Here is a 13,178-nt window from a genome sequence, read left to right on the forward strand (position 1 = left end):
ACTAGTACCTGCCACCAACGACGTCCGCTGTCTCGTCCGGTTTCACGACGTGGCGAAACAAACATAATCGTCATTATGCAGCACTTGTCTGGAGACCCAGGTCAGCCAGCTTGATGCCCTGAGCGACTCCTACCCCTTCGCTGCCGACGCCCCCTCGTGCTCGGACGTCGCAAAGTCGAACGGGGTCGACTGGTAGAGCTGGTTGATCCAGTTGCCGAACAACAAGAAGGCGTGTGACCGCCAGCGGTTCAGTGGTTGCTGCGTTGGGTCGTCGTCGGGGAAATAGTTGTGCGGTACCTCGATGTCGACGCCGGCGTCGACATCTCGGAAATACTCGTTGGCCAACGATGTCGAGTCGTACTCGACATGATTGAACATGTAGAGCCGATTGCCGGCGGTTTCCGACACCAGACACACACCCGTTTCATCGGACTCCATCAAGAGTTCGAGCTCGGGAACCGCAAGTACGTCGTCCTTGCGGACCTCGGTCCAGCGCGACACCGATACAGCGAAGTCGTCGGAGAACCCGGCGAGATACGGCGAGGCCGGCTGAAGATTTCGATGCTGGTAGACACCGAAGGCCTTGGCGTCGAGCGTGTACTTCGGCACACCATGGAAGTGCCAGATCGCCGCCATCGCACCCCAACAGATCGCAAAGGTCGAATGGACGTGGGTAGTCGTCCAGTCGAGGATCTGTGTGAGTTCGGGCCAATAGGTGACCGCTTCGAAGTCGAGGGTCTCGATCGGTGCGCCGGTGATGATGAACCCGTCGAACGTGCGGTGTTTGATCTCGTCCCAGGTTCGGTAGAACGAGATCAGGTGATCCTCGGCGGTGTTCTTCGCCGCATGGCTCCCCACTCGCACCAGTGTCAGTTCCACCTGGAGCGGCGTCGACCCGAGCAGCCGTGCCAGTTGGGTCTCGGTGACGATCTTGTCGGGCATCAGGTTCAAGAGCGCGATCTGCAGCGGCCGGATGTCCTGGCGAAGTGCGGTCGACTCGTCCATCACCCGCACGCCCTCACGTTCGAGGACCTCGCGGGCGGGAAGGGCATCGGGAATCCTGATGGGCACGACGAAAGCGTACGCGCCCGCCGACCCCCGCCCCTCCCCCTGATGCTCTGCCGAAGTGTTGGGAGGCTCCGCGCTTTGGTCAGACGGCGGCGGGTGAGGCGGCGGCGGTGGCCGCCTGGTCCTCGGCGAGGACGGCGCCGAGGCCCTCGGCCGGGCCACGGCCGTCGCCGAGGTTCGGGATCATCCGTAGCGGGACGTTGTTCCGCGCTGCGGAGTGGGTGATGTGATCGACCAATCGGTCGCCGTCGACCATCCGGTCGTCGTCGGCGTCATCGTGCACGAGGAGTGTCGCCACTCCCCCTCGGCGCACCGCATCGAGGACCGGCGGGCCTTCGACCACTCGGCCGGCATCGCGGGCCGCTCGGAACTGCGCCAGTTCGAGGGTGAGCGTCTCAGCCGCCCGTGATTGTGCATCGCGAACGATCTGGTCGGAGATGTCGACGAGCTGATCATCGAGATCGTCGGTGGCATAGTGCTGCACCCAGGCATGGGGAAACGCATCGCTGAAGTTCGCTGCATATCGCTCGAGCTGGTCGCCGGTCCCGACGAGGGCCAGCAGCGTCGGTTCGACGAACCCCAACTGTTCGATCGCCGTGTGCACGGATTGGCTGACCGCTACCGGCCCGACAGCATCGTGGGCGCCGCCGCCCGGAACGTCGACCGACCCGAAGGAGGTGACGCCGAACATGTCGTCCTCGATCGTCACCACGGCGTGAGGCGAGCTGAATTGGGAGTATTCGACGAGCGTGCCGAGCGACAGGACCTCACCGCTGCGGGCAACGTCATGTCGAAGCGGCTCTTCGATCGAGAACGTCACGACGGGTCCGTCGTCAGCGGCGAAAATCGCTCGGCTGGCGAGCAGTTCGGTCGTATCGATGGCATCGAGGATGCGGTGAAGGTTGGGAGCGCCCGCTGCGTCGAGGGCGAGATGGGCTCGCTCCCGCGGCTGGGGTCCACCGTTCAGGTAGAGCGAGGTGAACGGCGGTCGACGGCGAGCCAGTTCGGTGACATCCACCCCGGCGATGAACATCGAGCTGGTCGAGGGGGTGGGGATAGTGACGTGGTCGGACATGACGAGGGGCTACCCGCCACTCCCCTGTCACAAACGTCGCCGACGGCCAGATCCGAGCGTTGGCCGATGGGGATCAGGGCCGATCGGGATCAGTGGCCGGACGGCGGAGCGGCGGCAGCCGCTTCCTCTTCCGACATCACCTCGGGAGGGATGGGCATCTCCATCTCGACCGGCTTCAACACCTGGACACCGCAGATGTCGTGTGCATGGCCGGACAGGGTGACTCGTCGATCGGCACTCGAGAACTGGGTCTTGCCGTCGAACAGCGTCTCGATGATCCCGATCTGGAACCAACCCTCGGTGGCGTCGGGAACGCGGTTCACGACATCGCCGCACACGGCGTCCTGCATTCGCATCCTGGCCACTTGCACGATATTGCGATTCATCGAAGGTCCTCTGCCGAGACCGCGGGTTCCGGGTGCGCGGTCGCTCCCCCATTCTCGGACGACTCGGTGCGCGACCTGAGGAGAATCTTTCGACTGTTCGAGCAGGTCAGGTGGGTCATCGGAACCATGTTGCGACAGATCGGTCAGGACTGGCCCGAAACCGCCGATGTTCTCCTCATATGGACGCCCTGGATTCCACCATGCTGACGGCGCGGCCGGCCGCCCGGGTCGACGACCTCGGGATCCCCCGCGGTCTCGTCGAAGACCTGTTCGCTCGCCGGGTGTTCGTCGAGCGGGAGACGACGATTCACAATGTCTCGTTCGGCCTCGGCATCACCATGCCGGTCGCCAAGGAGATCGCCGATGCCCTTCGAGACAAGAAGATCATCGAGTACTACGGCATGGAGGGCCGTGACTACCGGATCGGCCTGAGCGACACGGGCTACCGCACCACCAGCGAGCGGATGGTCGGTGCCAGCTATGCCGGCAGCCTGCCGGTGTCCTTGGCCACCTATACCGAGACGATCCTCCGTCAGAAGTCCGACGTGACCATCAATCGCGAGACGATTCGGGCCGCCTTCGGCGACCTCGTCGTGGCCGACGAAATGCTCGACCAGCTCGGTCCGGCCTTCCTGAGCGATGGCGCCATCTTCTTGTACGGGCCTCCCGGGACCGGCAAGACCAGCCTCGCCGAGCGGATGATCCGACTCCACACCGACGCCGTGCTCGTGCCTCGGGCGGTCGAGGTCGACGGGTCGATCATCACCGTCTACGACCCAGCGACCCACAAGGCGGTCGACCCTCAGCCACCCGGTCTCGATCAGCGCTGGGTGCTGTGCAATCGGCCGCTCGTGCTCGTCGGCGGTGAACTCAACGCCCGCATGCTCGATCTCGAGTACGACTCGATCTCGGGCGCCTACAAGGCGCCGATCCAGATGCAGGCCAACAATGGCATCCTCGTCGTCGACGACTTCGGACGCCAACAGCTCCTTCCGACCGAGCTGCTCAACCGGTGGATCGTGCCGCTCTCTCGCGGCATCGACTTCCTCCGGCTCGTCAACGGCTCCAAGTTCACGGTGCCGTTCGAACTGAAGCTCGTGGCATCGACGAACCTCGATCCGCATGAGCTCGGTGATGAGGCGTTCCTCCGACGGCTCCGCAACAAGGTCTACGTCGGCGCAGTGACCGAGACGGCGTTCAACTGGATCCTCGTGCGGGCTGCCAAGGCCAAGAACATCAATGTCAACGCGGAGGCGGCGCACCACCTTCGCCGGGTATCGGAGCACTTCATCGGCGAGCTTCGCCCCTACGTCGCAATCGACTTCCTCGATCTGATGACGGGCATCGCCGAGTACGAGGGACTCCCCCGCGCCCTCGACATCAAGATGATCGACCGGGTCGCCCAAATCTACTTCGTGACCAGCGGCGACGAAGGCCCGCCGCCGGCTGCGGCGGCGCAACAGATGAGCGCCCCGCCTGCTCAGCCGGGCCCGCCGATGGACGCGAACGCCCAGCAGCAAGCGGCCATGCGAGCGCTCGCAGCACAGCAGCTGAACCAGCAGCAGGCCACGGCGGCACCAGCAGCCGCGCCGTCATCAGCACAGCACGCAGACGTATCGCAAACGCCCGCTCAGCCGGCACCCGTCCAACAACCACCGGTGCAGCACGCGCCGCAGGCCTACGCCGCTCCCCCGGCCGACCAGCGCTCGCAGCCGGCGCAGGTCTACTCCCAGCAAGCCGGCGTCTGAGCCAGCGAAGCCGCTGATCGAGATGGTGGTCTTCCCTCCGTTGACCACCACCCCGATCTGCGGGTTCGTCACGCCTCGGCGGCGTTCTTCGTCTTCGTCGTCAAGACCTCGACCAACTCCTCGGCCGTGGTGAACACCTGCGACTCACCGGTCGCCGAATCCTCCACGGTGCCTCGGAGACCCTCCGGCCAGGTCTGGCCCGGTTGAGGAATCTTGACGACGAACACCTTCACGACGCCCATCTTGCACGGCCGTGTTCAAGTGATGTTCGAGTCGAGTTCGAGCGGCCCAATCCGCACGCTCATAGCGAGGGGAATGCCGCCGCTTCGATCCCGAGTTCTGCCATCTGCCCTGCGTAGCGACGGTACGCGCGACGAGCTTCGCCGTGGCGACGGCTCGCCGTCAGCAGTCGCACCACCCCGAGATGCGCTTCTTCGTCGTAGGGATCGGACTCGATGATCCGCAGCCACTGACTCGTCGCCCGCTCGAGGTCGCCGTCGCCTTCGTAGAGTCGGGCCAGGTGGCGCGAGAGGTCGAGGAACCGAAGCCGACACAGCTCACGCATGGCCACCGACCACTCCTCGTAGAGGTCGTCCTCGAGGAACTGTCCCCGGTACAGCCCGCTGGCGCGCTCCATCTCGGCCCGGGCCAGCACCAGATCGCCGCCACGCCGCAGCTGCTCGGCCTCGTCGGTGAGCGCCAGGAAGTCGGCGACATCCAGCTGCAGATTCTCGGTTCGCAGTGCCACGGTGTTGGCGTCGGCAGTGAGATAGTGATCGGACGCCTCCCGCTTCTCGGGGTCGAGAACGGCTCGGGCGGTGCTCAGCGCCACCGAGAACCGCCGCTGCGACTTGGCCGGCGGCTCGTCGGGCCACAGCATCTCGATCATCTGGTCACGCGGCATCCGCGCCGGTCGGCGTGCCAACAGCATCTTGAACAGGTCCCGGGCCTTCTTCGACTGCCAGCTGGCGATCCCGATGTCCTCCCCATCGCGGGTGACGACGAAGCTCCCCATCGTGCGGACCTCGAGCCCGTGCCGCACCGCCTGCGCCAGCTCGCGGTGGAGCAACTCGGCATCGGCGGCCAGCCCGCGAGCACCGATGCGTTCGGCCCGGAGCTGCGCCGACCGAGTGAGGGCGCTCCCCTGCTCCGGAACAGCCCTCGCCTTCACCAGCATCGCCCGGCACTCCCCGACCGCGTTGCCGATCTCGCGCCAGATGGTCAGTGCCCGGTCGGCGCACACCGGATCGGGCGGATCGCTGGCGAGCGCCTGCATCTCGTAGGCCAGTGCCAGCCCCGGCCGGTCTCGGCGGACGGCGGCGATATCGGCAGCGGCCCGGGCGTCGGCGGCGGCACGCTCGCGATTCCCCTCCGCCAGTGCCACCATCGACGACACCGACAGCGCCTGGGGATGGTCCAGCGAGGCCTCGCCCTGGAGTGCCCGATCGATCAACCCCCGGGCGGCAGCGACGCCGCCGGCTTCGGTTTCGCGATCGATCAGTGCCAAGCGGGTCAAGCCGACGAGCGAGGGAACGATGGCCTGTAGGTCGCCCTCAGGCTCGGCCATGGCCAGCGCTTCGGTCAGCGACGCGCGAGCTTGACGGGTCTCTCCTCGATCGAACTGCACGAATCCGAGTTCGAGGAGGGCATACGCCGCCTCGAGCGAGCCGATACGGGTCGCCACCTCGAGCGCGCTGCGCAGATCCCGTAACGCGTCGTCGAGTCGCCCCATCGCGTGGTACGCCTCGCCCCGGTTGACCAGACCGATCGTCAGCATCGTCCCGAAGCCGCTCGTCTCGCCCAGGTCGATGGCTTGATCGAGTTCGATCAGCGCCTCCGCGTACAGCCCCTCTTCGATGAATCGCGAACCGCGATTCGAACGGATCCGCATGATCGCCATGACGTCGCCTGCCCGCTTGGCGTGGTCGAGCGCCCGAAGGTAGTGGAGGTCGTTGGCCGAGCGATCCGAGCGGAGCGCCGCCAGCATGGCCATCACGGTGTGGGCCGTCGCGAGCGCCTCGTCGTTGCGGCTCTCGCTGGCGGCGGCGAACGCGAGCTCGGCCTTCTCCGCGCACGCGTCGACCTCGTTTCGCAGCCACAGCGCCGACGACCACCACGCCCAGACCCGAGCGTCGGCCGCCCGGTCGCCCTGGCCGAGCACTGCGCGCTCGCAGACGGCGATCGCCGGGCCGATCTCACCCCGCAAATAGCGGATCTGGGCCAACCTCGCTCCCAGCCGTGCGGGGAGCGACCCGGTGAGTCGCTCGCAGCGCTCGAAGGCCTCGAGCGCACGATCCCAGTCCCCACGACGAAACGACACCCGTCCGATGGTTTCGGCGATCACCGGATCGTCGGAGGTGCCGAGATGGTCGAGGACCCGCTGGAGGCGCTCGGGATCGGCTCGTGCGACCAGTTCCTCACCGTGGTCGACGACGAAGGCCACGAGGTCGGCCGGCTCCCCGATCCCCAGTCGATCGGACCACACCACGAGGGCATCGTCGACGTGCCCACTCGCGACGTATGCGTCGGCAAGCACCTTCGGATCGACGTCGATGCTCGCCGGCGACATGCCAAATACCGTCGCCGCGAGCTTGGTCGAACGGAACCATCCGTGCTCTTCGGGATCGGAGGTCAGGAACAGACCGGTTTCGGAGAGACGCGCCAGCACGTCGGCCGTCGTCGAGCCAAGTCCCACCGCCTCACAGAACCGATGATTGAGGCGAGGCACCGATTCGGCGACGTGCAGGACCTGTCGGCTGAGGTCGTCGAGTTGGGCAAGTCCCTCCTCGATCAACAGGTCGGCGAGCGGGCTGCCCGGTTGGTCGAGCGAGTCGATGCGGACCTGCCAGTGCTCGGGCGCCGACCGTTGGAGCGAGTTCACCACGAGCTCGACGGCGAGCGGCCAACCGTTCGTGAGGCGATGCAGGCGCTCGGCCTGCTCGGCGGCGGCATCGCCCACACGCTCGATCAGGTCGTGACGGAGTTCGTCGAGTGTGTAGGCGAGGTCACGAGGCGTGATCTCGCCCAGTCGTCCCTCGGCTCGCAGTCGAGCGACACGCAGGTCGGCCGCCGTTCGGGTGGCCACGGCGAGATGCAATTCGCCAGGGGCCTGACGAGCCAGCGAGAGCACGAGCGCCGGCACCCCGGGCGGGAGTTCCTCCAGATCGTCGATGATGAGGAGCAGGGGCTGGGACACCGTGTCGTCGAGCGCTCCCCGAACGGCGGAGGCGACCAGCTCGGCGAGATCAGAAGCCACGGCGTCGGCGTCGGGTCCGCGGCCGCTGGTGGTGTCGAGCACCGGAGGGAGCTGGACCCCGGGGTGGCGCAGGGCCACGGTTTCGAGCAAGCGACGACCGAAGGCGATCGGCGTCGGATCGAGGCCGCTCCTTCGGACCGGCAGCACCCGGTGGCCGTCGGTCCATGAGGCGAGGAGGGTGGACTTGCCCCAGCCCGAGCCGCCCGTGACGAGAGTCAGCGGGACCGTGAAGGCGTCCTCGAGCAGCCCGACCAGGCGCTCACCGTGCGTGGGCGGCGTCATCCCACGTAGTGTGGCCGGTCATCACAGGGTTTGTCGCCTCGGAGCAGCGGTTCACTCGTGGCAACTTGAGCGGTGGGTCACCCAGCGGCGCTCACGACGCCCGTGAGAGCGCCGCCGCTCGATGCCCGGCCTCGGTACCCCGAGCGAGCACGACGAGTTCGCCGCAGTTGCGACAGCGGCGGAGTTCGGCACCATCGACGACGCCGGCGGGAGCAAAGTGGCGGTGATCGGTGGTGCTCGCATTCATCGAACACGACGGACAAGACAAACGGTGGTGCATCGGACCCTTCCTTCTCGGACATCTATCGGCCGGTCGAGGGGTGGTATGAGCCGAACGGCCCAATCCGGCGTGACCACCCCACTACGGTGGAACGGGTGTCCGATCCGCTCCCGGCGCTCATCGACGAGTTCTTCCTCGCTCGGCGCCCGAAGAAACATTCCGCTCACACACTCGCCGCCTATCGACGAGACTTCGACGCGATCCTCGTGCAGCTCGCCGAGGTGACCCAGCGCCCCATGGCCGAGCTGCGGGTCGAAGACCTCGACATCCGCACCCTGCGGCGGGCGTTCGCCGGCATCAGTCATCAATCGGAATCGACCGTGTCGAGAACATGGTCGACCTGGAACCAGCTGTACACCTTCCTTGTCGCCGAGGGTGTCGTTCCCGGCAACCCCATGGCCGCCATCGAGAAACCACGCGTTCCGAAGAGCCGGCCCAAGGCCATCGTCGGCGACGACAGCATCCACCTCCTGCTGACGGCGGCGGCCACCGGGCGCAAGACGGCTCGCGACCCCTGGCCCGAACGCGACCTCGCGCTGATCGTCACCCTCATCACCGGCGGACTCCGGCTCGCCGAGATCCTCGACCTCACCATGCGGTCGATCGACGGTCCGCCGGGCGAGCGGGTGCTGGCCGTGCGAGGCAAGGGCAACAAGGAGCGGACCGTCCCACTCGAAGCCGAGGTCGAAGCGGTCATCCACCACTACCTCGAGACGCGACTCCGACGATTCCCCGGTCGGATCCCGGTCGATGCCGCCCTGTTCGTCGACACCAAGGGACGCCCGATGCAACGAGGAGGGCTGCAGTACCTCGTCGATCGGCTGTATCGAGAAGCCGGCATCCGATCCCGCGTCCCGAGGGGCGCGCTCGTGCATGCGCTGCGCCACACGTTTGCCACCAATCTCGCCAGGAACGGGGCATCGGGGACCGAGCTGCAACGGCTGCTCGGTCACGAGTCGCTCGCCACCACGCAGCGCTACGTCGATGCGACGGCTCGCGAGGTGCGGGCAGCGGCCAGGAGCAACGACGCCTATCGCGCACTGAGCGAGGTGACCGCCACCGTCGCCGCTGCCACGCCGGAGGGCTCTACCGAGGGCGACTGACGATAGCGTGGTCGGCGTGCGTGTCACTGTGGCGCGCCGGTGGCGCCGCTATGCGCCCACATCGAACGTAGGAGCGCCACGATGGCTCGCAGAATCGAAGTCGAACTCACCAGCACCCGTGACGACGGCAACTGGACCTGGCGGGCGGCCAACGCTCGCCAGCCCAAGGGTGAGCTCAGCGGCTCGCTCCTCTATCCCGACGCCAAGATCGGCGACGTCGTGCGAGTCGAAGCCGAGTTCCACCTGGATGGCATCGAGGTCACCGAGGTGTTCCCGCCCAAGGCGAAGAAGGAACGCACCGACCTGCTCCAGATGGTGTCCCGGCCGGTCTCCGACGACGAGCTGGTGACCACCGTCCGCACCGGCCGGCGCGACCGCGACGACGATCGTCGTGGCGGTGGGCGTCGGCGCCGTGAAGGTGGTCGTGGCGACGGCGAGCGTGGCCCCCGCCGCGACGGAGGCCGCGGCGATGGTGAGCGAGGCCCTCGTCGCGAGGGTGGGCGTGGTGACGGCGGCCGTGGCCGTGGCCCCCGAGAGGACTCCCGCCCCAAGGCCAAGCGACTGCGTCCCGGTCGGGTGCATCGCAACGCCGCACTCGAGGCCGTGCCCGAGGAGCATCGCCCCATCGCCGAGCAGGTGCTCAAGGGTGGGCTCCCCGCCGTCCGGGCGGCAATCGAGAAGCAGAACACCGAGGCCGCGGCTGCCGGTGCCCCCACGATCGAGATGAAGACGGTGCTGGCCATCGCCGAGCCGATGGTCTCCACCATGAAGAACGCCGACTGGCACGACCGGGCCGACGCCGCGCTCGCTGATCTCGACGAGCTCGAGCTCCGCGACCTGCGGTCGGTGGTCAGCGCAGCCGATCCCACCTCGAAGGATGAGTCGGCTCGAGCGAAGGCCGAGCAGCTTCGCGCCGGGTTGAACGCCAGGCTCGAGAAGGATCAGGCCGCCTGGTTGGCCGAACTGGAGTCCGCCGTGCAGGGTGGCCGCACCATCCGGGCCTTGCGACTCAGCTCGCGTCCAGTCAAGGCCGGGGCTCCCATCCCTGCCGAGTTGGCCACCAAGCTCACCGAGGCGGCCTCGGCCGCACTCAGCGCCGACATTGCACCCGACCGCTGGGCTGCGGTCGTCGATGCGCTGGCCTACTCCCCGGTTCGCGGCGGCGTGACCCCTGCCGGCTACCCGGCCGAACCCACTCCTGAGCTCCTCGAGGCCGTCAAGCGCATCGCCGATCGGGTCCCCGACATCGCCACACACTTCGGCATCGACCCGGCCGAGGCCGCATCGAAGAAGCGTCGTCGCCCCAAGCGCGACAACGCCAAGAAGAAGTCGGCGCCGGCACCCGCCCCTGCGTCCGAGGCTGCTCCGTCGAAGGCTGCTCCATCGGAGGCTGCTGCATCGGAGGCTCCCGCCGGCGACGCTCCGGCAACCGAGTCCGCCGCCGCAGCGAGCGAGGCTCCGTCGGCCCCCGACGCCCTTCCGGCCGGCGCTCCTGCCCCCGACGCGCTTCCCGCCGGCGCCCCGGCGCCCGACGCCCTCGAGGCCGGCGACCCCGCCCCCGACGCACTCCCCGCTGGTGAGCCGGCAGCAGACGCTGAGGCCGCCGCACCGGCCGACACCACACCGGCCGAGGAAGAGGTCAGCGAAGGCTGATGCCTCTAGTGTCGGCGCCATGATCGACTTCACGGTTTCCGACCACATCGGCTTCATCACCATCAATCGTCCCGACGCCCGAAACGCCGTCAACGGCCCCGTCGCCCAGGGCATCGAGGCAGCGCTCGACGAGATCGAATCGAACGACGACATCTGGGTCGGCATCATCACCGGTGCCGGCCCAGTGTTCTGCGCGGGGGCGGATCTGAAGGCGGTTTCGACTGGAACGGGCGCCCAGATGAGCACGGAACGGGGAGGTTTCGGGGGCATCGTTCGGCGGGCTCGCACCAAGCCGCTGATTGCCGCGGTCGACGGACCGGCGCTCGCCGGCGGAACCGAGATCGTGCTGTCGTGTGATCTCGTGGTGGCCTCGTCGAACGCTCGCTTCGGAGTGCCCGAGGTGAAGCGATCGCTGGCCGCCGCCGCCGGTGGGCTCTTCCGCCTCCCCGTGGCCCTCCCCCGCAATGTTGCGACCGAACTGATCCTCACCGGTGATCCCATCTCGGCCGAACGGGCCCACCATTTCGGCATGGTGAACGTGCTGTGCGAACCCGGTCAGGCCCTGGCCGAGGCGACAACCCTCGCGGAGCGGATCACGGTCAACGCTCCGCTCGCCGTGCGTGAGAGCCTGGGGGTGATGAAGGGGTCGGTCGGTCTCGACGACGACGCCGCCTTCGCCCTGTCGGGCAAGGCCATGGGCCGTCTGGCGAAGACCGAGGACTATGCCGAAGGCCCGTTGGCCTTCATCGAGAAGCGGGCCCCTCAGTGGAAGGGTCGCTGAGCGACTTGGCAGAACGGTCGCTCAGCGACCGTGCCACCGTGAGCATCCGGGCTTTGAGCCCGAACGACTCGAAGAAGTTCTTCGTGTGACGATCCCCGGGGAGCGCGACCGACTCGATCTCGGCGCATCCCCGGGCCTCGCACGCCTCGAGCAGCTCGTTCATCATCGCCTCGCCGATGCCCGAGGCTCGTGCATCCGCGTCGACGACCAGACGCTCGATCTTCCCAGCCGTCCGGCCGTCGGCTCGTTCCACGAAGCGCATCGTTGCCACACCGAGGACGACGTCGTCGTAAGTGCCGACCAGCACGACCGAATCCGGATCGTCCAGGGCCTCGGCCAGGGGTTGCAGCGCCGCGCCCTCGGCGACCAGGAACGTCGCACCACCCCGTTGCTCGGCGACCTCGGGCACCACGGTCTCGAGCACCGTCGTGATCGCCGCGAGATCATCGACACTCGCCCGACGAGCGCCCTCGCTCATGCGCCCATCCGATCGACCTTGGCCAGGATGGTCTTGCGGTTGCGATGCGACCGCTCGTAGGCCGCGATCACTTCCACCTGGTCGAGGGTCAGATCATCGAGGGCCGCAACGACGGCACGGGCGTTGAGGGCGTCATAGTCGTCGATCGGCAACGCAACCGACTCGGCGTCGGCGGTGGAGACGTCGTCTGCGTCTGCATCGCCGACCGGGTCAGGACTCGGGTGCTCCTCGACGTCGACCACGTCGTCTCGCTCGCCGGCACGAGCCGGCGTGGGCACGAGACCCAGCGCTGCGCCGAACTCCGCCAGGCTCTTGGCAACGACGTCGGCCGCGAATCCAACCGCCTCGTTCACCATGGCCTCGGTACCACCGGGCTGCTGTGACGCCATCTTGGCCATGAGCCGAGCCAACTGCACCTGGCTCTTGCCGCGAGTGATCAGTCGGTCGACGACCTCATCGCGCTCATAGAGGAAGCCGACCGGCGCGTAGACGAAGAGATCGACCAGTTGGTCGAGCGGGGACTTCGGATCGCCGTTGCCGGCCATCTCAGCCGAAGAGGCGCACGATCGACGGGCAGTCGGGATCGCCCATCGGGCAGCGCGGCTTGGTGGGTTTGCCGAACTGGGCCCGGTTCACGAGCATGAAGCAGCTATCGCAGACGAACTCGTCGTTGCGCTTGCTCTCGGCCGGCAACGGCTTCGGGCCGTCGTCGTCTTCGTCGTCGTCCTCGTCGTCGGAGGCTGCCATCCGATCCTTCAGAATGGCGTCGAGATCGGCCTCGACATCGTCAGGATCGAGATCGTCGTCATCGTCGTCTTCGTCGGGATCGACCTTGCGAGCTCGCGGGCGGGCCGGCTCCTCGTCTTCTTCTTCCTCGTCGTCGTCACCGACCTCGTCGGAGACGGCGAACTCGTCGTCGCCGAGGTCGTCATCGAGATCGTCGTCGTCGAGATCGCCATCCAGATCTGCGTCGAGATCGTCGTCGTCGAGATCCTCGTCGAGGTCCTCTTCGACCTCGTCGTCGATTGTTTCTTCGATGTCGTCGTCACTCATTACCGCAGACCTATC

At 67.3% G+C, this 13,178-nt stretch carries 13 protein-coding genes; 4 read left to right on the plus strand and 9 right to left on the minus strand.

Annotated features, from left to right (window positions below):
• Positions 1 to 129: 129 nt before the first annotated feature.
• From metA to R2733_23475, 3 genes are all read right to left on the minus strand, one after another.
• A complete protein-coding gene (gene metA, locus R2733_23465) occupies positions 130 to 1,071 on the minus strand; it encodes a homoserine O-succinyltransferase (GenBank protein MEZ5379479.1) in 942 nt (313 codons plus the stop codon).
• Between the two features lie 79 nt (positions 1,072 to 1,150).
• Positions 1,151 to 2,143, minus strand: coding sequence for a hypothetical protein (locus R2733_23470; protein MEZ5379480.1), 993 nt, complete (start codon positions 2,141 to 2,143; stop codon positions 1,151 to 1,153).
• 89 nt (positions 2,144 to 2,232) lie between these two features.
• The gene (locus tag R2733_23475; protein ID MEZ5379481.1) at positions 2,233 to 2,529 is read right to left on the minus strand and encodes a hypothetical protein; all 297 of its coding nucleotides are present in this window, start codon (positions 2,527 to 2,529) and stop codon (positions 2,233 to 2,235) included.
• A gap of 179 nt (positions 2,530 to 2,708) precedes the next feature.
• Here R2733_23475 and R2733_23480 point away from each other — a divergent pair, with 179 nt between their 5' ends.
• Positions 2,709 to 4,277 carry a hypothetical protein gene (locus R2733_23480; GenBank protein MEZ5379482.1) on the plus strand — a complete coding sequence of 523 codons (1,569 nt, stop codon included), beginning with the start codon at positions 2,709 to 2,711 and terminating at the stop codon, positions 4,275 to 4,277.
• A 68-nt stretch (positions 4,278 to 4,345) separates the two neighbouring features.
• On the opposite strand, the gene R2733_23485 is transcribed toward R2733_23480, so the two are convergent.
• From R2733_23485 to R2733_23495, 3 genes are all read right to left on the minus strand, one after another.
• Positions 4,346 to 4,510: a hypothetical protein gene (locus R2733_23485; GenBank protein ID MEZ5379483.1), complete on the minus strand. Its 165-nt coding sequence runs from the start codon at positions 4,508 to 4,510 to the stop codon at positions 4,346 to 4,348.
• 68 nt (positions 4,511 to 4,578) lie between these two features.
• Positions 4,579 to 7,815: a BTAD domain-containing putative transcriptional regulator gene (locus R2733_23490; GenBank protein ID MEZ5379484.1), complete on the minus strand. Its 3,237-nt coding sequence runs from the start codon at positions 7,813 to 7,815 to the stop codon at positions 4,579 to 4,581.
• A gap of 91 nt (positions 7,816 to 7,906) precedes the next feature.
• Positions 7,907 to 8,062, minus strand: a complete 156-nt coding sequence (locus R2733_23495; protein ID MEZ5379485.1) for a hypothetical protein — start codon at positions 8,060 to 8,062, stop codon at positions 7,907 to 7,909.
• Positions 8,063 to 8,190: 128 nt separating this feature from the next.
• Between R2733_23495 and R2733_23500 the strand changes: the two genes are divergently transcribed.
• The 3 genes from R2733_23500 (at position 8,191) to R2733_23510 (ending at position 11,632) form a co-directional block, all read left to right on the plus strand.
• Positions 8,191 to 9,198: a tyrosine-type recombinase/integrase gene (locus R2733_23500; protein ID MEZ5379486.1), complete on the plus strand. Its 1,008-nt coding sequence runs from the start codon at positions 8,191 to 8,193 to the stop codon at positions 9,196 to 9,198.
• Positions 9,199 to 9,279: 81 nt separating this feature from the next.
• Positions 9,280 to 10,851: a hypothetical protein gene (locus R2733_23505; protein MEZ5379487.1), complete on the plus strand. Its 1,572-nt coding sequence runs from the start codon at positions 9,280 to 9,282 to the stop codon at positions 10,849 to 10,851.
• 19 nt (positions 10,852 to 10,870) lie between these two features.
• Positions 10,871 to 11,632 (plus strand): crotonase/enoyl-CoA hydratase family protein, encoded by a 762-nt coding sequence (locus R2733_23510; GenBank protein MEZ5379488.1) that lies wholly within the window; start codon positions 10,871 to 10,873, stop codon positions 11,630 to 11,632.
• Here R2733_23510 and R2733_23515 read toward each other — a convergent pair.
• From R2733_23515 to R2733_23525, 3 genes are read right to left on the minus strand one after another with little or no spacing between them, the layout of a single operon-like run.
• Entirely contained in the window at positions 11,595 to 12,110 is a 516-nt protein-coding gene (locus tag R2733_23515) for a GNAT family N-acetyltransferase (GenBank protein MEZ5379489.1), read from the minus strand. The two genes, R2733_23510 and R2733_23515, sit on opposite strands and share 38 nt — an antisense overlap.
• Entirely contained in the window at positions 12,107 to 12,655 is a 549-nt protein-coding gene (locus R2733_23520; protein MEZ5379490.1) for a hypothetical protein, read from the minus strand. The genes R2733_23515 and R2733_23520 overlap by 4 nt, the downstream gene beginning before the upstream one ends.
• Before the next feature lies 1 nt (position 12,656).
• Positions 12,657 to 13,163, minus strand: coding sequence for a hypothetical protein (locus tag R2733_23525; GenBank protein ID MEZ5379491.1), 507 nt, complete (start codon positions 13,161 to 13,163; stop codon positions 12,657 to 12,659).
• Positions 13,164 to 13,178 lie beyond the last annotated feature (15 nt).

Source organism: Acidimicrobiales bacterium, from assembly GCA_041394265.1.
GTDB lineage: Bacteria > Actinomycetota > Acidimicrobiia > Acidimicrobiales > SZUA-35 > JBBQUN01.